Annotated in this window: 20 protein-coding genes; 13 read left to right on the forward strand and 7 right to left on the reverse strand. The window is 62.5% G+C overall.

Going from position 1 to position 22,346, the window contains the following annotated elements; translation table 11 throughout:
- The first annotated feature begins 7 nt into the window (after nucleotides 1-7).
- Nucleotides 8-949 carry a trypsin-like serine protease gene (locus tag J5Y21_RS00450; RefSeq protein WP_210571634.1) on the forward strand — a complete coding sequence of 314 codons (942 nt, stop codon included), beginning with the start codon at nucleotides 8-10 and terminating at the stop codon, nucleotides 947-949.
- Here J5Y21_RS00450 and J5Y21_RS00455 read toward each other — a convergent pair.
- Nucleotides 909-1,892, reverse strand: a complete 984-nt coding sequence (locus J5Y21_RS00455; protein WP_210571637.1) for an asparaginase — start codon at nucleotides 1,890-1,892, stop codon at nucleotides 909-911. The two genes, J5Y21_RS00450 and J5Y21_RS00455, sit on opposite strands and share 41 nt — an antisense overlap.
- Nucleotides 1,893-1,978: 86 nt before the next feature.
- Here J5Y21_RS00455 and J5Y21_RS00460 point away from each other — a divergent pair, with 86 nt between their 5' ends.
- A complete protein-coding gene (locus J5Y21_RS00460; RefSeq protein ID WP_210571639.1) occupies nucleotides 1,979-2,680 on the forward strand; it encodes a hypothetical protein in 702 nt (233 codons plus the stop codon).
- Between the two features lie 51 nt (nucleotides 2,681-2,731).
- Here J5Y21_RS00460 and J5Y21_RS00465 read toward each other — a convergent pair whose 3' ends face one another.
- Both J5Y21_RS00465 and J5Y21_RS11810 read right to left on the reverse strand, forming a co-directional pair.
- A complete protein-coding gene (locus tag J5Y21_RS00465) occupies nucleotides 2,732-4,402 on the reverse strand; it encodes an ABC-F family ATP-binding cassette domain-containing protein (RefSeq protein ID WP_210571641.1) in 1,671 nt (556 codons plus the stop codon).
- A 6-nt stretch (nucleotides 4,403-4,408) separates the two neighbouring features.
- Complete coding sequence (locus J5Y21_RS11810; RefSeq protein WP_210571642.1) at nucleotides 4,409-5,290, reverse strand: DUF6263 family protein; 882 nt, start codon at nucleotides 5,288-5,290, stop codon at nucleotides 4,409-4,411.
- A 44-nt stretch (nucleotides 5,291-5,334) separates the two neighbouring features.
- Between J5Y21_RS11810 and lspA the strand changes: the two genes are divergently transcribed.
- From lspA to dnaE, 7 genes are all read left to right on the forward strand, one after another.
- Nucleotides 5,335-5,874 (forward strand): signal peptidase II, encoded by a 540-nt coding sequence (lspA, locus tag J5Y21_RS00475; protein WP_210571643.1) that lies wholly within the window; start codon nucleotides 5,335-5,337, stop codon nucleotides 5,872-5,874.
- Nucleotides 5,871-6,785: an RluA family pseudouridine synthase gene (locus J5Y21_RS00480; protein WP_210571644.1), complete on the forward strand. Its 915-nt coding sequence runs from the start codon at nucleotides 5,871-5,873 to the stop codon at nucleotides 6,783-6,785. The genes lspA and J5Y21_RS00480 overlap by 4 nt, the downstream gene beginning before the upstream one ends.
- A complete protein-coding gene (locus J5Y21_RS00485; protein WP_210571645.1) occupies nucleotides 6,782-7,315 on the forward strand; it encodes a hypothetical protein in 534 nt (177 codons plus the stop codon). Before J5Y21_RS00480 ends, J5Y21_RS00485 begins: the two co-directional genes overlap by 4 nt.
- Before the next feature lie 77 nt (nucleotides 7,316-7,392).
- Complete coding sequence (locus J5Y21_RS11815; RefSeq protein WP_210571646.1) at nucleotides 7,393-8,919, forward strand: efflux RND transporter periplasmic adaptor subunit; 1,527 nt, start codon at nucleotides 7,393-7,395, stop codon at nucleotides 8,917-8,919.
- A 51-nt stretch (nucleotides 8,920-8,970) separates the two neighbouring features.
- Nucleotides 8,971-9,684, forward strand: coding sequence for an ABC transporter ATP-binding protein (locus J5Y21_RS00495; RefSeq protein WP_282597841.1), 714 nt, complete (start codon nucleotides 8,971-8,973; stop codon nucleotides 9,682-9,684).
- 3 nt (nucleotides 9,685-9,687) lie between these two features.
- Nucleotides 9,688-10,980 carry an ABC transporter permease gene (locus J5Y21_RS00500; protein WP_210571647.1) on the forward strand — a complete coding sequence of 431 codons (1,293 nt, stop codon included), beginning with the start codon at nucleotides 9,688-9,690 and terminating at the stop codon, nucleotides 10,978-10,980.
- Nucleotides 10,981-10,989: 9 nt separating this feature from the next.
- On the forward strand, nucleotides 10,990-14,556 hold the full coding sequence (dnaE, locus tag J5Y21_RS00505) for a DNA polymerase III subunit alpha (protein ID WP_210571648.1): 3,567 nt from the start codon (nucleotides 10,990-10,992) through the stop codon (nucleotides 14,554-14,556).
- A gap of 140 nt (nucleotides 14,557-14,696) precedes the next feature.
- Here dnaE and J5Y21_RS00510 read toward each other — a convergent pair whose 3' ends face one another.
- Together J5Y21_RS00510 and J5Y21_RS00515 are read right to left on the reverse strand one after the other, a co-directional pair.
- Complete coding sequence (locus J5Y21_RS00510; RefSeq protein ID WP_210571650.1) at nucleotides 14,697-15,206, reverse strand: hypothetical protein; 510 nt, start codon at nucleotides 15,204-15,206, stop codon at nucleotides 14,697-14,699.
- 122 nt (nucleotides 15,207-15,328) lie between these two features.
- Nucleotides 15,329-16,597 carry a DUF4143 domain-containing protein gene (locus J5Y21_RS00515; protein WP_259901886.1) on the reverse strand — a complete coding sequence of 423 codons (1,269 nt, stop codon included), beginning with the start codon at nucleotides 16,595-16,597 and terminating at the stop codon, nucleotides 15,329-15,331.
- A 199-nt stretch (nucleotides 16,598-16,796) separates the two neighbouring features.
- On the opposite strand from J5Y21_RS00515, the gene ilvA reads away from it, so the two are divergent.
- Entirely contained in the window at nucleotides 16,797-18,080 is a 1,284-nt protein-coding gene (gene ilvA, locus J5Y21_RS00520) for a threonine ammonia-lyase IlvA (RefSeq protein ID WP_210571651.1), read from the forward strand.
- On the opposite strand, the gene treZ is transcribed toward ilvA, so the two are convergent.
- Both treZ and J5Y21_RS00530 read right to left on the reverse strand, forming a co-directional pair.
- Nucleotides 18,077-19,792 carry a malto-oligosyltrehalose trehalohydrolase gene (gene treZ / locus J5Y21_RS00525; protein WP_210571653.1) on the reverse strand — a complete coding sequence of 572 codons (1,716 nt, stop codon included), beginning with the start codon at nucleotides 19,790-19,792 and terminating at the stop codon, nucleotides 18,077-18,079. The genes ilvA and treZ overlap by 4 nt on opposite strands.
- Before the next feature lie 174 nt (nucleotides 19,793-19,966).
- Nucleotides 19,967-20,797, reverse strand: coding sequence for a DUF1266 domain-containing protein (locus J5Y21_RS00530; RefSeq protein ID WP_210571656.1), 831 nt, complete (start codon nucleotides 20,795-20,797; stop codon nucleotides 19,967-19,969).
- Between the two features lie 59 nt (nucleotides 20,798-20,856).
- Here J5Y21_RS00530 and J5Y21_RS00535 point away from each other — a divergent pair, with 59 nt between their 5' ends.
- From J5Y21_RS00535 to J5Y21_RS00545, 3 genes are all read left to right on the forward strand, one after another.
- Nucleotides 20,857-21,372 carry a hypothetical protein gene (locus tag J5Y21_RS00535; RefSeq protein WP_210571658.1) on the forward strand — a complete coding sequence of 172 codons (516 nt, stop codon included), beginning with the start codon at nucleotides 20,857-20,859 and terminating at the stop codon, nucleotides 21,370-21,372.
- Nucleotides 21,360-21,629 carry a hypothetical protein gene (locus J5Y21_RS00540; protein ID WP_210571660.1) on the forward strand — a complete coding sequence of 90 codons (270 nt, stop codon included), beginning with the start codon at nucleotides 21,360-21,362 and terminating at the stop codon, nucleotides 21,627-21,629. Before J5Y21_RS00535 ends, J5Y21_RS00540 begins: the two co-directional genes overlap by 13 nt.
- 72 nt (nucleotides 21,630-21,701) lie before the next feature.
- Nucleotides 21,702-22,346 (forward strand): YigZ family protein, encoded by a 645-nt coding sequence (locus tag J5Y21_RS00545; RefSeq protein WP_210571661.1) that lies wholly within the window; start codon nucleotides 21,702-21,704, stop codon nucleotides 22,344-22,346.

Consider the following 22,346-nt stretch of genomic DNA (forward strand, 5'->3'; position numbering starts at 1 on the left):
GAGAATCATGAAACTCACTCGTACTCATAGTCGCATTGCCGCACTCGCACTGACTGCTTTGCTGGTGTCGCCGACACCTGCGTGGGCACTGGACAGCAAAGACATGGCTGGTTCGACCCCGGAAGCCGGCACTGTCGTCTCGCTGCGCATGGAAGACAACGAGCCGGATGACGGCAGCTGCACCGGCACCGCGATCGCCCCGCACTGGGTGGTCACCGCGCGCCACTGCATGGAGATGTTCAACAAACCCGGCGGCACTGTTCGCACCGGGGAGGGCGACCAGCAGCGCATGTACAAAGTCGACCGCTGGGAGAAGGCGCCCCGCGGCGATATCGGCCTGGTGCACACCGAGGAGCCGATGCAGCTCGAGCACTTCGCTGAGGTCTCCCATGACGAACTGAAAAACGGGGAGGTCACGGTGTACGGCTGGTCGTCGGAGGGCACCGGCGGTTCGAAGACCCTGCCCGTTGCAAAGGGCGATGCCGATACCTCCGCAGGCGATCAAGCACCCGCGCTTTTCGACGCCCCGTCGGCTGCCGTGGTCTCGCTGAAAAACGGCGCGCGCATCCAAGGCGGCGACTCGGGCGGCCCGATCTTCGCCGACGGGAAGGTCGCTGCTGTGATGTCTGCCGGGCTTTTCGACGACCCGGACAACCCCTCCGAAGAAGACCTCATGAGCAACCCGAAGGTGGCCGTGTCCCCGGTAGCGGACCAGGCGGAGTGGATCGAAAAGACCGTTGCCGGTGAAGAAACAGGATCTGGGGAGGCCGCAGCAGCTGGCGAAGAAGCAGCGTCCGGCGAAGAAGCAGGATCTGAGGCTGTTTCCGGTGCTGACACCATGACGACGGCTGATGACGGTGCCCGTCAGATGCCGGTGAGCCTGTGGATCATCCTGGGCAGCGTCGTCATCATCGCTGGTGCGGTGGTGTGGCGCCTGAGCCGTCGATAAGCGTGCGCGGGTCGATACCTGCCGATAGCGCTGCGGCGAGGGCGATACGTGCCTGACCGGCGCGCAACCACCCGGCCGGAATCGCACCGCGGTCCCCGAGCGTTGCGCCGCCGCCGGCACCGCCATAGGCGAATTCCACCTTGCCGTGCGGCACGACGGTGGTGACCACCACTGGAATCCCGGCGTCCAGTGCACGGTGCAGCGCCTGGCCCATCTGCTCCGAGACATTGCCGGAGCCCATGCCCTCGACCACGATGCCGTCGGGGGCCATCCCGATCACCGCGTCGACGATGTCCCCGTCGGCGCCGGCCCACCCGGCCACGATCGGGATTTTCATTCCGGCAAGCCGCACAGGCTGGATCGGAGCGGGGCGAGGCGGATTCTCGTCGCCGGTTGATCCGGTGGTGGGGCGGAAGGCATCCAGTGCGTGTGTGTCCGCCTTGACTAAGCCCCGCGCCGGGGTGATGTTGCCGCCGAATGCCACGACGACACCAGAAGCGCAGCGGCGGTCAGTGGCGTCGCCTGAGACAGCTCCAGAGATGTAATCCGCGGCAGCACGCAGGTTGCCCGGGCCGTCGGGGGTGTCGGCATCGGCGGCGCGTTGCGCACCCGTGACCACGACCGACTTAGCCGGGTTCGTGTGGAATAGATCGAGTGCAAAAGCAGTCTCCGCCATCGAATCGGTGCCGTGGGTGACCACGACGCCGGCGACGGATGGATCGGCGAGTTGCTCGTGAACGGTGGCGATAAGGGCATCGACATCCGCCAGAGTCATCGACGACGAATCCAGGGCGCGGACGTCGACTGGACGGCACGGCGCAGTGATACCGGCGGATTCGATCAGCTCTTCGGCAGTGCGGCGGGGCACGAGCGCGCCGGTCTCGTCTGCCTCACAGGCGATGGTTCCTCCAGTGGCGACCACAGCGATTTCTAACGCATTCATGAACTTCAGATTAGGCGCGCCGATTAGTCCTAAACCAACTGGCACCGGTAACGTTAGGCCAGTTAACGGAATTCAAGGAGAGATAAATGAACGCACCGACTACCGCACGGAAATTCGCCGCCATCGCGGCTGCGTTCGGCGCTGCAATGACCCTCGCGGCGTGCTCGAACGACGAGACCGGATCCGACTCGGACACTGCCACCGAGACCAACACGGCTTCGCAGCAGGCAGCCCCGGCTGCTGAGAAGCCGACCGCTGAGCAGCTCAACGAGGTGCTCGCACGTGCCACCAACCCGGAACTGCCGATGGAAGAGCGCGTGAAGACGGTTCAGGGCGGCGAAAATGCCCGCGAGCTTTTCGACGTCATGACGCAGGCAAAGAAGGAGTCCGGCGCGGACTTCCAGGTCGTCGAACCGATCTTGCCGGGTTACACCCCGAATGAGGTCCTCGCCGCCGTGAACTTCACGCAGCCGGACCAGGGCCCGTCTGTGGCTGAGAACGTCTCCTTCATCTTCGAAGATGACACCTGGAAGCTGTCCCAGTCCTGGGCCTGCACCCTGATCACCAACACGGTGACTCCGGAGCAGGTCCCGGCAATGTGCAACGCCCAGGCAGGCCAGGACGGCCAGGCCCCGGCGCAGGGCGGTCCGGCCCCGGAGGGCCCGCAGCAGGGCGCTGACGGCGCACAGGCTCCGGCGCAGGGCGGTCCGGCACCGGAGGGCCCGCAGCAGGGCGCAGACGGTGCACAGGCTCCGGCACAGGGCGGCGCACCGGCCCCGGCATTGTAAAGAACACGAAGTCACTGAGCACTGCTATTGAGCATTGCTCGGTGACTTCGCTCAGTCTTCTTCGCGCCACACCTCCTCGGTCCACAGCGTGGACAGGGTGAGAAGTGTGGCGCGTCCGTCTTTCTGGGCGATGCGCTGGCGCCAACGGCGACGGATCCACCGGTCGTGGCTGGTGATGATCACGGTGCCGGGGAAATCCACCAGGGCGGCCTCGAGCTCCTCGGCTAAGGCGAGGGAGAGGTGGTTGGTGGGCTCGTCGAGAAGCAACAAATCCGGCGGAGAGCACAAGATCTTGCCCAAGGAGACGCGGCGGCGCTGGCCGAGCGAGAGGTCCTTCAGCGGCATTGCGGCCTGCGCTGATGTCATGAGCCCCATGTCGACGATTCCCGGCACGATATCGGCACCGGTGACGGAGAGATCCGTCCATGAATCGTCCTGTTCCAGGCGGGCAACGCTCATTTCCTCCGGCATGACGAGCTCGCCGGAATAGTCGGTGAGCTCGCCGTCCAGAATCTTCAGCAGGGTCGATTTGCCGGAGCCGTTCGGGCCCTCGACAAGGAGCTGTGCGCCGGGCTGGACTTTGAGGTTCAACGGTGCGAGACGGTCAGGGACCGCGAGTTCGTTCGCGACGACGGCGGGAACGCCGAGGGAGGTCGCGGTGTGTTCCGGGATGCCGGTGAAACGCAGCGGCTTCGGGGGAGCAGGGATCTGGTACCGCTCCAATTCCTCGAGGCGGTTCTCGGCGGCGCGGCGACGGTTGCCCACGGTCTTGGCGGCGCGGTCGGCATAGAACTTCGCGGCTTTGCGGACCTCGGATTTCGATTCCTGCGAGTGGAAGATGTCCTCCGCCGACTGCTCAGCGGCTTTTTCCAGTCGCTCGCGCTCGTGTTCCTGGGCGGCATAGTCGGCGGCCCAGCGCTGACGGCGCTGCTCGCGTGCCTTCAAATAATCGCTGAAGGAACCGCTGAAACGCGCACCCTGGCGGGTTTCTTCGCCCATACCGCCCTCCGCACCGAGACCCGGGTCGAGGTCGACGAGTGCATCGCAGACCGCGTCGAGGAAATAACGGTCGTGGGAGGCGGCGAGCACGGGGCCGGAAAAAGACTCGAGCTCGCCGACGAGAAAGTCCACAGCTTCATCGTCGAGGTGGTTCGTCGGCTCGTCGAGCACCATCGCGTCCACTGGGCGCAGCAGGAGAGTAGCCAGAGCGAAACGGCGGCGCTGCCCGCCGGACATCTCACCCAGCGGAGTGGACAGATCCACATTGGCCAGTCCGAGACCTGCCAAGACGGCGGCGATGCGGGCATCGAGCTCCCATACGCCGGAATTCTCAGCCCTGGCCAGTGCGAGATCGAATTCATCTGCTAAGCGTGTGTTTTCCGGGTCTTCCGCCATCGCGCCGGAGAGATCCGCAATGGCGCGCTCAACGCCGCGGAGCTCGTCCACGGCGGCGTCGATAAGCATGCTCGCGGGTTCCGTGAACGGCAGCGAGGTCTCCTGGGCGATGAACCCCGTCACTGGCGGGGTGACCAGCGCTCCGGCGGTGGGGGTGAGGTCGCCGGAGATGACGCCGAGGAGCGTCGACTTGCCCGCGCCATTCTCGCCGATCAGGCCGGTGACCGAACCGGACGGCACAGCGAAGGAGATGTCCGTGAGCACGCGGTGGCCGTCTGGGTACGTGAATGAGATTCCGTCGAGTCCGATGTGGAGTGGGGCAGGCATGATGGCTTATTTTCCGTATCGTGTCGCGGTGGTGATGTCCTGGACCACCTTGAAGTCTGGGTTTTGGCCGGTATAGACCAGCCGTGTCGTCGCGGCATTCTGGCCGGCGACGGGGATCGGTTTTGTCAGGTCGACCGTGATCTCCGCTTGCGATGTCGTGCTCGTGCTTTCGGTTTCGAGCTGTACTGTATCGCGATCGTCTTCAATCCCATCGGGGTTAGGCCCGAAGCTAGAGGGGCCTTGTGGCAGCTCCTCCGAAATATCAAGGTCGAGCGTGACCGTGGACCCCTCGATTTTCGTGACCGTGTAAGTGGTCGTGCGGTTCATCGAGGTCTGCCCAGTCGTGCGCGCCTCCGCCGTCCACGATGCGCCTTCGCCGACCTCCTCGCGGGGGAAGACCGGCATGGTGGATAGAAGCTGGAGCAAACCGCGCTCGAGGCGTTCGCGGTCCTCGTCGCTGCTTCCTTCTTCCGGGAGCAGCTTCACGTCGTTGATCTGCCCGCTCGGGTCGGCGGACCAGCGCATGCTAAAACCTTCGGCGACAACGTCGGTGGTCTCCCCGTTGCTGGTGGCCTCGAGCTGCAGCGACTGTGCGTCAGTGGCGCTGGGTTCCGGTGCCTTGGGATCGACCTTGTCCGTGGCCACGCGGCCCTGGTAGATGCCGTTTATGGTCTCGATCCCGGTGGTCTGCTCCGCGCCTTCGGTCGCGTAAGCGAGCACCTTCTTCTCGCCCTCGCCGGCGTTGACGAGCGTGACACGTCCCGGGTCGACGTTGAATGCGGGGACCTCCGCGAACGGGTCGGCATCCTGCGACGAGCACGCGGAAAGCACCGCGGTAGCGCCTACCGCGCCCGCGATCATGATTGCTTGCAGATACCTAAAGCTCACACATTGAACCTACCGCACACGTAACCGACTACAGTAAGGCGACGATGAGCACCTCTACTTCGCAGAAGCCCAACAGCGCCCGCGGAACCACTCGCCGCCGGACCGTGGCAATGGTCGCCGGCATCATGGTCGCCGTGGGGCTCGTGGACCAGGTGGTCAAACAGATCATGGTCACAACCCTGACCCCCGGTGAGCCCGTCGCGGTAATCGGGGACTGGTTCCGCTGGCTGCTGTTATTCAACTCCGGTGCCGCGTTTTCCATGGGGCAGGACCTCACCTGGCTGATCACCGCGATTCAGCTCGCCTTCGTCATCGGTGCGCTCGTGTTCGCGCACCGCCTCCACAACCGCTGGGAGGTCCTCGGCATCGCGCTCATTGCCGGCGGTGCGCTGGGCAACCTCATCGACCGCCTGTTCCGCCCGCCGGGATTCTGGTTCGGCCACGTCGTGGACTACATTTCCGTTGGCGATTTCGCCGTGTTCAATCTCGCGGACACCGCCATCAACATCGGGGTTGCCGTGTTCATTCTCGCCCTGTTTTTCGCCAAGGATGAAGAGGCCACGGCCGAGAAGGACGAGTCATGACCAGCGGTTACAGGTCGATCACGGTTCCGGAGGGACTCGACGGCATGCGTGTCGACGCCGCCGTGGCCAAGGTCTTCGGCGTGTCACGCTCGGTTGCGGCGGATCTCGATGTGCTTATCGACGGCACCGTGGTCCCTAAATCCACCCGCCTCACCCCCGGGCAGACCCTCGAGGTGACCCTGCCGGAACCCAAGACCGTGCCCATGCCGAAGGACGAACCGGTGGAGGGGTTGGAGATTCTCTACGACGACGAGGATGTCATCGTCGTGGACAAGCCCGTCGGTGTGGCGGCTCACCCGACGCTCGGTTGGGAAGGCCCGACCGTCGTCGGCGGCTTAGTGGCCATGGGCTTCCAGCTACCTGACGCCGGTCCGCCCGAGCGCAAAGGCATCGTCCAGCGCCTCGATGTGGGCACCTCCGGCGTGATGGTCGTGGCCAATTCGATCCCCGGCTACTCAGTGCTCAAGCGGGCCTTCAAGGAACGCACCGTGGAAAAGACGTATCACGCGGTGGTTCAAGGATTGCCTGATCCGATCGTGGGCACCATCGACGCGCCGATCGGGCGCCATCCATCTTCCGGGTGGAAATTCGCCGTAACGCAGGACGGCCGGCCGTCGGTGACGCACTACGAGGTGATCGAGGCGTTCCGTGAAGCGAGTCTGCTCGAGGTCCACCTGGAAACCGGCCGGACCCACCAGATCCGCGTGCATATGTCTTCGGTCGGCCACCCGTGTGTCGGGGACCCGATGTACGGCTCCGATCCGAACCTGACCAAACGGCTGGAACTCAAACGCCAGTGGCTGCACGCCACCGGGCTCGGTTTCACCCACCCCGGAACAGGGAAGTGGATGGACGTCACCTCGCCGTACCCGGAGGATCTCCAACGGGCCGTCGAAAAGCTGCGCGCATGAACCGGCGTGAATTCGCGGCGGGCGCAGCCTTAATCCTCGGTGCTGTTGCCGCCGGTGTGCTCGTGGCACTCATCTCCGCGCTGGGCACCCGCACGCGCTTCGAATCGGTCCCGCTTGGCGACACGTTGGGGCAGGACAACGGCGAGACTTTCGCAGAGTATGTCGAACGCGCGGACCGCTCGCTGGCTGAGGCACCGGATGACGAGCCGGTCTTCGCACTTGTGACCTTTGCTGCTGATGCTTCTGCGGAGGAGGCCTCCGCGGTGCTCGAACCCGTGCGAAGGGTCGACGCCGTGATTCCGCCCAATGCTCCGCTCAAGCCCGTCGGCGAACCGGAGGAGGGGCGCGACAGGACCGATATCTTCCGGATCGCGGTGGACGGCGACATTGCCGGCGCCGTCGTCCACGACACCGGCGATGTGCTGCGCGCGCTGTCCTCCGGCGACAGGATCGCCTCTGTCGAGGCCCTTCCATCCGATGCCGTGTGGGGCGCTTTCGGGGTACGTTCAGTGAATATTCAGGCTCGTTAAGCGCCTATCGGTGAGGCCTTCCGAACGTGTAAGGTCATTGAAGGTTAATTTTCGATCCTTAAACGAGGAGATGAGACGTGTCAGCTATCCGTAAAACCGGGGCGTCGATCGCTATCGCTTCGACCCTGTTCTTCGCAACGGCGTGCGGTCTGGGCGGAGGCGGCGGCGACAAGGAAGATGGAGCCTCCCTCGGCGCTGGCGAATACGATGTCGTGGCCAAGGAAGAAGTGGTCAACAGCATCATCGTCGACGGTTCGATCGCCCCGATTCGTCAGGCTGGCATCTCCACCACGCTGCAGGTTCCGGTGGAGAAGATCCACGTCGGCGTCGGCGACAAGGTGAAGCAGGGGCAGCTCCTGGTCACCATGGACACCTCCTCGATTGAGCGCGAGATCGACGCCCAGCGTCAGGCGAACGAGCAGCTGACGAGCCAGGGCCAGGCCGGCGGGGAACCCGTCGAGATGACCGCCGCGTCGAACAACGTGAAGCGGATGGTCGATGACGCGCGCAAGACGATCGACGACTGCATCAAGCAGGTTCTGCCCGGCCCCGCCCCGGCACCCCAGCCGGCACCTGCTCCGGAAGAGAAGGGCCCGTCCCGCGAGCAGATCGAAAAGGCGTTGAGCGAAGCCCACGAGCAAGGCCGCGCCCAGGGCGCACAGGAAGCGCAGGACGCACTGCAGCAGCAGGCACAGATGGGTGGCGGCGGCGGAATGCCGGGCCAGGACGGCATGTCTGAAGAGGAAGCCATGGCCCAGCAGCAGGCGCTCGCCCAGCAGGAAGCGATGGCGCAGGGCGGCGGAATGCCGGGCGGCGGTGGCGCTGACACCAGCATGCTCGAGCACCAGGTTCAGGAGCGTGAAGTCACTTCGCCGATTAACGGTGTCGTGACCAAGATTGAGGCTGAGGAAGGCTCCCCGGCCGGCGGCGCGCTCATGACCATTGCGGACACGTCGCGCTACCTGATCAAGACCACTGTGCGCGAGTCCGACATCGCAAATGTGAAGGAAGGCAACCGCGTCACCTTCACCACTCCGGTCACGGGCGACCGCGAATTCGAAGGCAAGGTGCGCCGCGTCGCACCGATGGCCGACGGCGGCGAAGACGGTGGTGCTGCGGCAGCCGCACGCGCCATGCAGGGCGGCCCTGGCAGCGGTGGTGGCCAGAACAGCAAGAAGGACACCGGCATCAGCTTCCCGGTCGAGATCGAGGTCACCGGTGACACCAAGGGCCTCCGCCTGGGCGGTTCCGCCCGCGTAGAAATCATCACCGAGGAAGACCGCGACCACCTGAGCATCCCGCGCGATGCTGTCTACGACGAGAACAAGGTGCTCGTGCTCAACCGCGCTAACAAGGATGCGGCCGAGGGCACGATCGAAGAACGCACCGTGAAAACGGGCGTGAAGAACGATACCGACATCGCGGTCACCAGCGGTGATCTCAAAGAAGGCGATATCGTCATCGCGTGGCCGGATGATTTCCGCGGTCGCGTGGGCGAGACCCTCAGCATCAATGACGAGAATTTCGGCCCCGGATCGTCCGGCGATGGTGAGAAGGACGACAAGGCTGATCAGGACGAGCAGTCCGACAAATCGGACAAGTAGGGGGAGAATAGCCCTGTGAGCACTGCCATCAACGGCGGCGAACAGCCGGCCATGGTCAAAATCGACCCCGACAAGCTGATCTTCATGCGCGGGATCGTCAAGACCTACAACCAAGGCAAAGACACCGAGCTGACCGTCCTGCACGGCATCGACTTCGACACCGACCACGGCGAATTCGTGTCCATCGTCGGCCCGTCCGGCTGCGGCAAGTCCACATTGATGAACTTGATCGGCATGCTGGACAAGCCGACGCACGGCGGGTACGCGTTCAACGGCGAGGATATTTTCCAGAAAGTGGATAACGAGCTCGCGTCGTACCGCTCGGAAAATATCGGCTTCATTTTCCAGAACTTCAACCTCGTCGGCCGCATCAACGCGCTGCAGAATGTCGCCATGCCGATGATGTATGCGGGTGTGGGCAAGCGGGAGCGCGAGGAGCGCGCTGCGGAATTGCTCGAACTCGTGGGCATGGGCGATCGCATCAAGCACGCACCCAACGAGCTGTCCGGTGGCCAGAAGCAGCGCGTGGCTATCGCGCGCAGCCTCGCCAACGACCCGGATTTGCTGCTTGCCGACGAACCGACCGGCGCCCTCGACTCCGAAACCGGGCGCATGGTGATGGATCTGTTCCACCAGCTCAACCAGGAATACGGCAAGGCGATCGTCTTCATCACCCACAACCCGGAGCTGGCGGAAGAAACCAGCCGGATCGTCGAAATGAAGGACGGCCGCGTCGTGGACGTGCGTTCGGGAGGAGCGGTCTAAACCATGGAATTCCGTGAATCAGTCAACCTCGCGCTCGGCAGTCTGCGGACGAACAAGATGCGTTCGATCCTCACCCTGCTGGGCATCATCATCGGCATCATGGCCGTCGTCATCATTATGACGCTCGGCCGCGGCTTGCAAAACAGTGTGACCAGCGGCCTCGAGGACATCGGCGCATCGCAGCAAGCGGTGTTCATCACCGAGAAGCCCGAGGAATCCGAGGACGGCGCCGAGGACGCGGGCGGCTTCAGCCCGCCTGTCGGCGACGAAGCGGACAAAGTCACGCTCGAGCAGCTGGACGAACTCAAGGACCACTTCGGCGACCGCATCGTTGGCGTGGACATTCAGGACAGCTTCGGCGGCGATGCCAAATTCGAGGGTGAGGATGCCTCGGTCCAGGTGCACCCAGTTCTCGGCGAGTCCATGGAAGTGCGCAACGTCGAGATCGCCTACGGGCGCGCAATCGAGCAGCAGGACATCGACAGCCAGCGCCCGGTCGCGGTCGTTTCGCAGGAGCTTGTCGACGCCTTCTTTGGCGGCGACGGTGCCGCCGCCCTCGGAAAGCGCATCGATCTGAGCGTGGAATCGACCGGTGTCTACACCATTGTCGGTGTCGCCGAGGCGGAGAAGCAAGACGCCAGCAACTTCGGCCAGGATTCCGCTGCTGGCCAAGCCTTTGTGCCACTGAGCTCCATCGACCGTATCGCGGAGCCGATCACGAGCACTGATTTGTTCAACGTGCAGGCCAAAGGTGACGAAGATCCGGCGGAGTTCCGCGACGAACTGCAGAAGTATGTCGACCGGTGGTACTCCAAGAGCGATACGGCCCAGGCCGAAGTCATCGACATGCAAGCGGAGCTCGCGTCCTTCACCAAGATCTTCGGCGCCATCAGTGCTGTGATCGCCTCCATTGCCGGTATCTCCCTGCTCGTCGGTGGCATCGGTGTCATGAACGTCATGCTCATCACTGTTACCGAGCGCACCCGCGAAATCGGTGTGCGTAAGGCGCTCGGCGCGACCCGCCGTGATATCCGCACCCAGTTCATCGTCGAGGCAGTCATGGTCTGTCTCCTCGGCGGCATCATCGGCATCGTTTTGGGTGGTCTCATTGGCTCGGTCGCCAGCGGATTCATCGGCATGTTCGGCGGTGGCGAATACGGACCAATGGCGTGGCCTCCGATCAGCGCTGTCCTTGCCTCGTTGATCTTCTCCATGGCGATCGGTGTTTTCTTCGGCGCGTACCCGGCGAACAGGGCCGCCAAGATGCAGCCGATCGACGCTTTGCGCTACGAGTAAACTACCGGCATGGCCAAAAACTCCTCGTTCGTTCACCTGCACAACCACACCGAGTTTTCCATGCTCGACGGTATGGCCAAGGTGGATCTCTTGGCCGAGGAAGTTGTCCGCCAGGGCATGCCCGCCGTGGGCATGACAGACCACGGCAATATGTTCGGCTCGAACGCGTTCTACCGCCGGATGGTGGAAGCCGGCGTAAAGCCGATCATCGGCATCGAGGCGTATATGGCCCCAGAATCCCGCTTCAACAAAAAGCGTGTGCTGTGGGGCACTCCCGACCAGAAGGGAGACGACGTCTCGGCCTCCGGCGCTTACCTGCACCAGACGATGCTGGCGGAGAACGCCACGGGCCTGCACAACCTGTTCAAGCTGTCCTCCTTGGCGTCTTACGAGGGGCAGCTGGGCAAGTGGCCGCGTATGGACGCAGAGCTTGTCGCCGAGCATGCCGACGGAATCATCGCCACCACCGGCTGCCCGTCCGGTGACGTGCAGACGCGCCTGCGTCTCGGCCAGTACGACCAAGCGCTCGAAGCGGCAGCGATGTGGCAGGACATCTACGGCAAGGACAATTATTTCCTTGAGCTGATGGACCACGGCCTGCACATCGAGCGCCGGGTCCGCGACGACTTGTTGCGCATCGGCCAGGCGCTCGACCTGCCGCCGCTGGTCACCAACGATTGCCACTACGTGCTCGAATCACAGGCACCAGCCCATGAGGCAATGCTGTGCGTCCAGACTGGCAAGACGCTGCTCGATCCGGACCGCTTCAAATTCGACGCCACCGACTTCTACATCAAGTCCGCTGAGCAGATGCGCGCCACGTGGGACGATATGGTGCCGGACGGCTGCGATAACACTCTCTGGATTGCTGAGCGCGTGGGCGACTACGGCGAGCTGTGGGAAGAACACCCGCACGACCGCATGCCGATTGCGACAGTGCCGGAAGGGGAGACCCCGACGACGTGGCTGCGCAAGGAAGTCCATCGTGGTTTGGAGGAGCGCTTCGAGGGCAAGGAAGTCCCGGAGGAGTACTTGAAGCGCGCCGATTACGAGATCAGCGTCATCGACATGAAGGGCTACCCGTCCTACTTCCTCATCGTCGCTGAACTGATCAAGCACGCCCGCTCCGTGGGCATCCGAGTCGGCCCGGGCCGTGGTTCCGCTGCGGGCGCACTGGTCGCATATGCCTTGACGATCACGAATATCGACCCGATCGAGCACGGTCTGCTCTTCGAGAGGTTCCTGAACCCGGAACGTCCGTCCGCACCGGATATCGATATCGACTTCGACGACCGCCGTCGTGGAGAGATGCTCACCTACGCCGCCGAGAACTGGGGCGAGGACAAGATCGCCCAGGTGATCACCTTCGGCACAGTGAAGACGAAGCAGGCCATCAAGGATGCCGCGAAGGTCAATTTCGGCCAGCCCGGCTTCCAGATGGCCGACCGCATCAACGCTGCACTGCCGCCTGCGATCATGGCAAAAGACATTCCGCTCGCCGGCATCACCGACCCGGAGCACGATCGCTACTCGGAGGCCGCCGAGGTCCGCTCCATGGTCGAGACCGACCCAGATGTGGCGAAGATCTACGAGACTGCCCGCGGCCTCGAAGGCGTCGTGCGCCAGGCGGGCGTTCACGCTTGTGCAGTGATCATGGCCTCGGTTCCGCTCATGGACCACATTCCGATGTGGAAGCGCCCCGCTGACGGTGCCTTGATCACTGGCTGGGATTACCCGGCGTGCGAGGCCATCGGCCTGCTGAAGATGGACTTCCTCGGTCTGCGCAACCTGACCGTCATCGGCGACGCAATCGAGAATATCCAGAAAAACAGGGGCGAGACCCTCGACCTTGAAGGCTTGGACACCGATGACCCGAATGTCTACAAGCTTTTGTCCCGCGGCGACACCCTGGGGGTGTTCCAGCTCGATTCCGGCGGCATGCAGGAGCTGCTCAAGCGCATGAAGCCGACGGGCTTCAACGATATTGTCGCCTCGCTCGCGCTTTACCGTCCGGGACCAATGGGTGTGAACGCGCACTGGGACTACGCAGACCGCAAGAACGGCCGCAAACCGATCACGCCGATCCACCCGGAGTTGGAGGAGCCACTGCGCGAGATCCTCGATGAGACGTACGGTCTCATCGTCTACCAGGAGCAGATCATGAGGATCTCCCAGAAGGTAGCCAATTACACGGCTGGTGAGGCAGACGGCTTCCGTAAGGCCATGGGTAAAAAGAAGCCAGAAGTGCTCGCCCAGCAGTACGAGAAATTCTCGCAGGGCATGTTCGACAACGGTTACACCAAGTCTGCGGTCGACGCGCTGTGGGGCACGATCGAGCCGTTCGCGTCCTACGCGTTCAACAAATCTCACGCCGCCGGCTACGCGTTGGTCTCGTACTGGACGGCGTACCTGAAGGCTAATTACGCCTCCGAGTACATGGCGGCACTGCTGACCTCTGTCGGCGATAAAAAAGACAAGTCCGCGATTTACCTCGCTGACTGCCGCCATTTGGGTATTTCTGTTCTGCCGCCGGACATCAACGAGTCGGAGGAAAACTTCCTCGCTGTGGACAAAGACATCCGCTACGGGCTCGCCGCGATCCGCAATGTCGGCGTGGAAGTGGTGGAGTCCATCATGGAGACACGCCGAACCAAAGGCGCGTTCACGAGTTTCTCCGACTACCTGGACAAGATCGACCTGCTGCCGTGCAATAAGCGCATCACGGAATCGCTGATCAAGGGCGGCGCATTCGACTCGCTCGGCCATCCACGCAAGGGGCTGCTGCTCGTCTCCGACGGTGCGGTCGATTCAGTTCTGACGACGAAGAAGGCAGCTGATAAGGGCCAGTTCGATCTGTTCTCGTCCTTCGGCGGAGATGACGGCGACGACAGCGCCGCAAACGCATTCAGCATTGATGTGCCGGAAGAAGAATGGGAGAAGAAGCACAAGCTCGCGCTCGAACGCGAAATGCTCGGCCTTTATGTCTCGGGCCACCCGCTCGACGGGTTCGAGGAAGCGCTCGAAGCGCAGACGGACACTCCGATGCCGAAGATTCTCGGCGGGGAGATGCGCCACGGCGACCAAGTGACCATCGGCGGCATCATCTCCGGTGTCGACCGGCGCTATTCCAAGAAGGATGGCTCACCGTGGGCGATCGTCACGCTGGAGGATCACAACGGCGCCCAGGTGGAGGTTCTGCTGTTCAACAAGGTCTACGCCCTTGTCGCGCCGCAGATCGTCGAGGACAACATCATCTTGGTCAAGGCGCACGTCTCCATCCGTGATGAGCGCATGAGTCTGTTCGGCGACGACGTGAAGGTCCCCGAGCTCGGGCCCGGCAACGGTGCTGGTCTGCCGTTGCGCCTGACCTTGCGCACCGACCAGTGCACAATGGATAACATTCGGAAGCTCAAGCAAGTGCTGGTGAATAATCCGGGCGATTCCGATGTGTACTTGAACCTCGTCAACGGGGATCACTCCCAGTTGATGGTTCTCGGTGACCACTTGCGGGTGGAGCGCTCCGGCAGCCTCATGGGCGATCTCAAGGCAGCCATGGGCGCCGGCGTGCTGGGCTAGGTCAGCAGAGGCGACGTCGATAAGCACGCTTATCGACGCGCAAGCGAAAGACTCCTCGCCCCCACGGATTCATTCCGAGGGGAACGAGGAGTCTTTAACAATTGAGGCGGCCCTTCATCATCTAAGGGGCCGTGCCGTACTTAGCGGAGGCTCCTCAAGAAGTTGTCGAACTGAGCCTTCGCTGTAGGGGAGACAGAGATGATCAGCGCGGCCACCTGGGAGCCCACCGTGATCACGCCCGAGACCAGGGCCACGATCGTGGAGATGCTCTTGAACTGGTTGCTCTGGGTGTAGTTCGAGATGCGGTTCAGGCCGGACGAGCCGAAGGGACCTTCCTTACCGGCTTCGGAGCTGGCACCGCCGTTGTCCCACTTGCCCTTGGTCGGGTCGAGGGCGTTCGGGTTCTCCTCCTCTTCTTCGTCTTCGTCCTTATCCTTCCCAGGCTTATTCGGTGCCGGCTTGGTTTTACCGTTGTCGTCGCCAGTCTCGGAGGTGGTGTCATCGTTGCCGGAGGTGTTGTCACCGTCGTTGTTGGTGCCGGTGTCGGTCGATGCGTTGGACTCGCCGGTGGTCTCGGCGACGGCCGGTGCGGCGCTGAAAGCCATTGCGGCGGAAAGTGTTGCGGCGATGAATGCGGTGCGCTTCTTCACGAAGGACTCCTTCTGCACTGAATACGTTCGGGTAAAGCTAATAGGAACCTCGAAAGAGCTTACGCCTCGCATCAACTAATGCCAAGGGTTTTCGCGGGCTGCTCTGCTTGGCCCAGCCTTTGTCAAGGCCGGAGCTGGTGCAGAGGAAAGGTGATGACTCCGTCGTCCAATTCCGCAGTGATGCCTGTGCCAGTGATCACGGCGGTGAATGAGGGTGCACGTCCTTCGTGATTGATGGCTTCGACGGCTTTCTTGAGGGATTTAGCGCCACGCTCAACTCCGCCGAAACCAGTCTTGACCTCGATAGCTCCCCATCGGCCATCGGGGAGTGTCAGCACTGCATCGATCTCATTCCCGTTCGAGTCGCGGTAGTGGTGGATAGCTCCACCCAACGATTCGATCATGACCGCAAGGTCGTGAATCACGGCAGATTCGAAGAGCAGGCCAGTGGTCTCGGGGTCTTGTTCCAGTGAAGCGGAGGTGGCACCCAGAGCTGCGATGGCGAGTCCAGCATCTGCGAGGTGGTATTTCGGGGACACCCGCAGACGTGCCTTGGAACGGAGCCGCGGTGTCCAAGCGGCGACTGCTTCGACGACAAAAATGCGCTGCAAGCTGTCCAAGAGCTTGTTCACCGTTGGCAGCGAGATGCCCGGGCTTACCGCATCTAGGTCTTTCCGTAACGTGGCCACGGAGACTTCGCCTGCAGTTGACCGCGCGATCGCAGCAATGAGCCGTTCGGTCGCTAAGGGCGAGATGCGGAGATCCACCACCCGCTGCATGTCGGCTCGGGCTGCCTCCGTCAGGTAACCACGCAATTGAGTGAGCACGACTTGCTCGTTCGTGTCCTGGTAGCCGGGAAAACCTGGCCGGAGCAGATCGCGGATGACCTGTTGGTAGGAGATTTGTTTTGCATCTGGAAGTGGGGACTCGCCGTTGAACAACGATTCGAGAGAAACCGCCGGCTCATAGTCTGCCTTCTCAAAAAGTGTCAGAGTGCGCTGCCGCATGCGCAGGAACCGTGCGGCGCCTGTGTGGCGAGTGAGATCATCTGCCGGCACAGCCGAGCCTGCCAAGATGAACTGCCCCGGCTCCCCGGCCTGGTCGATGGCGCGACGGGCGAGATTGAACAGATCCGGTGCAGTCTGCCATTCGTCCAGCAGCCGGGGTCGCGGGCCCGCGAGCACGGACTCAGGTACGAGTCGCGCTACTTGGTTGGTGGCGGGATCGTCAACAAATGCGAAGGACTCGCAGTGGTACAACCCGGTCATCGTCTTGCCGCATCCGCGCGGACCTTCGATGATGACGGCGCCGCTGGCCTGCAGCAAAAATTCGACTCGAGTGTCGACGATCCGTGGACGGTAGCGGCGGCCTGCTAGCTGTTTAGTATCCACACCAATCCCTCCTAATTTATGTTTTGCAGCAAGTGTAGTTTATGTTTTGCAGTAACCATAGTTTATGTTTTGCAGATTCTGGGGCGGGGGACCTGCTGGAAACGCGGCGGTCTTCGGTCGTGGAGCACGCTCGCGGCGTCCGGAAATTTTCGGTTCACATGCGCTTGAGGGGCCATGTGTGAGTCTATGATTGCTCGGTATGACACATTCGCCTGATTTCTCACCCGTCCACGCAGCAGACATCCAAGGGGCACAGGCGAGCATTTCGAGCATTATTGCGCCGACTCCGTTGCAGTATTGCCCGCGTTTGTCGCAGGCCTACGGGGTGGAGGTGTACCTCAAGCGCGAGGACCTGCAGGATGTGCGGTCGTACAAGATCCGCGGCGCGTACTACAACATCAGCAACCTCACCGAAGAAGAGAAAGCCGCGGGTGTCGTCGCGGCGTCGGCAGGCAACCATGCGCAGGGTGTCGCGTACGCGTGCCGCTCGATGGGCATCGACGGAAAGATCTTCGTGCCGAAGCGCACGCCCAAGCAGAAGCGCGACCGCATCAAGGTGCACGGCGGGGACAATGTGGAGCTCGTTCTCGTCGGTGACACCTTCGACGAAGCGGCAGAAGCAGCGCGCAAGGACGCACAATCACGCGGCGCCACCATCGTCGAGCCCTTCAATGCGCGCAATACCGTGATCGGCCAGGGCACCGTGGGCGCTGAGGTGGTCTCCCAGCTGTCGGGTCTGGGCAAGTCACTCGACTCCATCGTTGTCCCAGTTGGTGGCGGCGGACTGCTCGCCGGCATCACTTCCTATCTGGCAGATATGTCACCGCGTACCGCGGTCGTCGGCGTGGAGCCAGCAGGCGGCCGATCGCTGCAGGCGGCGCTCGATGCCGGCGAGCCAGTGACGCTGGAGACCATCGACCCGTTCGTCGACGGCGCCGCGGTCAAGCGCATCGGCGACGTGAATTTCAAGATCATCGAGGAAAACCTCGGGCGCTTGCACGTTGTGGCAGCTGATGAGGGAGCGGTGTGCACGAGCATGCTCGCCCTGTACCAGAACGAGGGCATCATCGCGGAGCCCGCGGGCGCCCTGTCAGTGGCGGCGTTGGCAGATGTAAACCTGACACCTGGCAGCACCGTTGTGTGCGTCATTTCCGGCGGCAATAATGATGTCCTGCGCTACGCCGAGATCATGGAACGGTCCCTGGTGCACCGGGGACTGAAGCACTACTTCTTGGTCAACTTCGCGCAGGAGCCGGGCCAGCTGCGCCGCTTCCTCAACGACGTGCTCGGCCCAGACGACGACATCGCATTGTTCGAGTATCTGAAGAAGAACAACCGCGAGACCGGCGCGGCACTCGTCGGCATCGAGCTCGCGCGCGCATCCGATCTCGACCCGCTGCTCGAGCGCATGGAGGAGGCCGCATTCGACTGCCGCCGGCTCTTCCCGGGCACCCCCGAATACGATTTCATTGTCACTGGCTAGCGCCTGATGACGGCGAATCCCCAGGGCTCCAGCTGAATCGCGTCGGCGGTGACAGTGGGGGAGCCGAATGAGTAGATGAGCTCCCCGCCCGCAGGGACGGTGACTGGCTGGTCAGTGAAATTCGCCGCGAGGAAGACATCGTCGTAGCCCATGGTCAGCCAGGAATCGGAATGATCGACTTCAAGCTCGCGCAGATCCTCGCGGGCGAGGTTCAATTCGCGGCGCAGGGTGATCAGCGTCTTGTACGCCTCGTGCATTGCGGAGGCATCGTCGTTGACATTCCAGTTCAGCTTCGCTGATGCAAAAGTAGCTGGATCAGCCGGATCAGGGACCTCGTCGAAGTCCCAGCCGTAGCGCGCGAATTCGTGGGCGCGTCCCTGACGGGTCAGCTGCATCAGCTTCTCGTCGGTGTGGGAGACGAAGAAGGGAAACGGTGTCTGCGCGAAGGATTCCTCACCCATGAAGATCATCGGCGTGAACGGGCTGAAGAAGATCACGGCGGCTTTCAGCGCGTGCTGGGCCAACGTGAGATTTTGCGACGGGCGGTCGCCCTGCGCGCGGTTGCCCACTTGGTCGTGCGTCGTGGTGTAGGTGATCAGCTTCCACGGCGGGATCGTCGACAAATCCAGTGCACGACCGTGGGTGCGGCCGCGGAAGCTGGAGTAGTGGTTACGGAACCGGAAGCCGTGGCGTAGCGTGTCCGCGAGAATCTCAATCGTGCCGAAGTCTTCGTAATATGCGTTATTTTCGCCGGTGACGACGGTGTGGAGGGCATGGTGGACGTCGTCAAGCCACTGCGCGTCCAGGCCGTAGCCACCGACGGAATAATCGGAGATGATCCGCGGATCATTGAGGTCGCTTTCGGCGATGATGATCGGGTTCGGCCCGAATTCCGCTTCCACCTCGTCGGCGAGCATGTTGATCTGCTCCATGATCGAGTACGCGTTGCGGTCATCGTAGGAATGCACCGCGTCGAGGCGCAGCCCGTCGATGTGGAATTCGGTGAGCCAGCGGCGGACAGCGTCCAGCACATACGCCCGGACCTCGTCCGAATCAGCGCCGGAGAAGTTGACCACGTCACCCCACCCCGTGGAACCCGACGTGGTGTACGGCCCGAATTGGCCGTTGTAATTGCCGTCGGGCCCGAAGTGGTTGAACACCACGTCCAGGTACACGCCCACACCGCGACGGTGCGCGGCATTGACCAGACGCTTAAGCCCGTCCGGCCCGCCGTAGCTCTCCTGCACCGCGAACCAGTCCACACCGTCGTAACCCCAGTTGTGCTCGCCGCCGAAGGGCTGGACGGGCATCAGCTCGATTGTGGTCACGCCCAGGTCCACAAGATAATCAAGCTTATCGACGGCCCCGTCGAACGTTCCCTCCTTACTGAACGTTCCCACGTGGAGCTCGTAGATCACTTGCCCCTTGAGCTCGTAACTGGTCCAGTGCTGGTCGGACCACTCGAATTCGGGATCCGTCACCGCAGACAGACCGTGCACTCCGTCGGGCTGGCGGGTTGAGCGCGGGTCGGGGAGAGGCGAGGTCCACGACGCGCCGTCGAAAAGCGAAAAGCCATAGCGCTGACCTGGAACCTTCTCGATATCGCTCAACCACCAACCCGTGCGCGCGTCGTCGCGGCGCATCGGGTGCTCGACGCCGTCGACCACCACTTTCACATCGTGCGCGTACGGGGCCCACACATCGAACTTCATATGTTCAACCCTAAGTAAAATGATCTACCGATGGCGACAACATATTCATTGCCTGTCGCGGGTGAACCAACGGTGAGCGAGATCGAGATCAAACTTGCCGAAGCGTGACCGCGATGCTGGTAGACCGAATAAGAAAAAGTGCCGCGAGCTAGACAAACTGCGTGGCAGGCGTGGCTAAGCGTGGAGCGGGAAGCGCCGCCAGGGAGAGTTCGGGTCGATCAATGCTTCCGTGAGAATGTGGTCGAACAACTGGAGTTCACCCTGCATGTCGTCTGCGTTGTCCCTGATGGTGTCGGCTGACCAAATGGCGCGACCCCACCAGAAGCTGGCTGCGGCATCCCCCCAAGACCGGAAGTGCTTCTGCAGCTCGGCGACAGCGCGCGAGGCGTAGCTGGAGTACTCCTCAGGGGTGATGAGCCCGACGAGCGCGGCTGTCGCGCCTGTCATTTCCACCCGCATGATGTCCCAGGCGCGGGTCGTTGTCGGGGTCGACGGCGCGTTAACGTTCGCGAACGAAGGGTGGGTGCGCACAGCTATCCAGTGGTCGAAGTCGGTCCAGAGCTGCTTCGGATCCATCCAGTTGGAAATAGCCAAGTGCTCCAGGAAGATCTCCATCGTCCGGCGGCGCGCCGCAAAATCCTGCGAACGCCATTCCTGCGGGGCGAACTCACCCGTGAGCATTTCGGCTGTGTGCAGCACGGCATCCGACGACGCGGTGTGCATGTCGCCGGCGATGAGCATCTCCATCATTTGACGGGCTCCATCAGCCGAGGTGATGCCCCACGAGTGCTCAAGCATGCGCTTGTATTGCACGCGATCTTTCTTTACAGGCAACGTGGGAGTGTCCACGGTCCGGTCGTGTGCCACTCGGTACGGCAGGGCGAAAACCGCCTCCAGCACCGTCTGACGGTCCGGCTGCGGGGCGCTCCATTCCCACAGGTCAACTGCCATATTTTCGGCCTTGGCGCGGGGACGTTCGAACCGTGCGGCGGTGATGGCGGTCATCAGGGGATTCCTTCCTCACAAGACGAAATTCGCGCAATACACATGTTAACCTGCCCTACGTGGTCGATGAGAACGAGTTTGTGCGTAAAGCGTTAGAGCGTTGTGGTGACACCCAGATCGCACCGGCCGTCGTGAATGATGTCATGCATGTGCTTGGCCCTGGAGAGGAAATCCTGGAGGTGGCACTCACGAGTGCTCCCGGGTTCACGTCAGCATGCGTGTGCACGACTTCGCGCCTGTTTCTTGGCACTGCGCCAGGCCAGGTGACAGTGATCGACCACGCCTGGCTCACCGGCTTTTGTGGTCGCCCGTACGGGCCCGCAGAAGAGCTAACGCTCACACTCAAGGCCGTGGACGGGGAAGTGAACTGGATCGGATTCAACCGCACTGGACTGATGCGTATCTTGCACGCCCTTGATTTCGCGATGCAGAGCCCGGCACCGGAAGCAACCATTCCAGAACTGTTCAACCAGTGGATCGATGTCCAGCAGGAAGCGGACAACGTTGAGATGACTTCCGAGCAGTTCGAACTGAACATCCGCGAAGCGATCGGAGAGGGCAAGTGGCTGACATAAACACCTACCCGGAGCCGAGGGCCGCCTTCTCTGGCGACGCGCTTCTACCCGATCCGCCATCGAACCGGCCCCGGCCCAACTACGGGCCGAAAGGTGCTCCCCCGGCGCAGAAGGCTCATAATGGCGCCCCTTACGGTGAGGACTATGATTTCTGGCAACAGGGCCTGTCCCCGGTGAAGCTCTCCGTTCAGACGCAGCTCATTCTGGCCACCGTGATCGTGACCATTATCGTGACTTTCGCGGTGATCTTCGTTTAAGGATCTAGCGCAGCTCTGCGCCGCCCACACATCGAACTTCAGGTGTTCAACCCTAAGTAAAATGGTCCGGCGATGGTGACAACATATTCATTGCCTGTCGCGGGTGAACCGACGGTGAACGAGTTCGAGATCAAACGCTCCCGCTTCATCACCTGGATTGCACGAGCTGAGACCGAAGAAGAAGCACGCGATGTCATCGCGCGCGCACGACACGAATTCCCCGATGCGCGGCACCACTGCTCCGCATTCATCGTGCACGTCGACGGTGCTGTGCCCATTGAACGCTCCAGCGATGACGGCGAACCTGCCGGCACAGCCGGTAAACCGATGCTCGATGCACTGCGCGGCTCTGGCCTCGAATCCGCCGTGGCCGTGGTGATCCGCTATTTCGGCGGTGTGAAACTCGGCGCGGGTGGGCTCGTCCACGCCTATTCGGAATCTGTCTCACAAGCTCTTGACGCCGTGCCACGGGCGGAGAAATCCCTTCGCGAACTCGTCGCAGTCGATCTTCCTCATGCCGATGCCGGGCGGATTGAAGCGGAACTGCGCACCCACGGCATCGACGTCGTCGACGTGGCCTACGGTGCGCACGCGAGTTACCGGCTCGCCATCGCCCCCGGAACCCGCGACGAATTCGATGAGCTGCTCGCCGCCGTCACCCAAGGAAACGCAACCGCGCGCGAGGCGGGAACAATGTGGGTGGAGCGCGCCCGCTAA

The organism is Corynebacterium sp. Marseille-P3884 (assembly GCF_017942225.1).
Lineage (GTDB): Bacteria > Actinomycetota > Actinomycetes > Mycobacteriales > Mycobacteriaceae > Corynebacterium.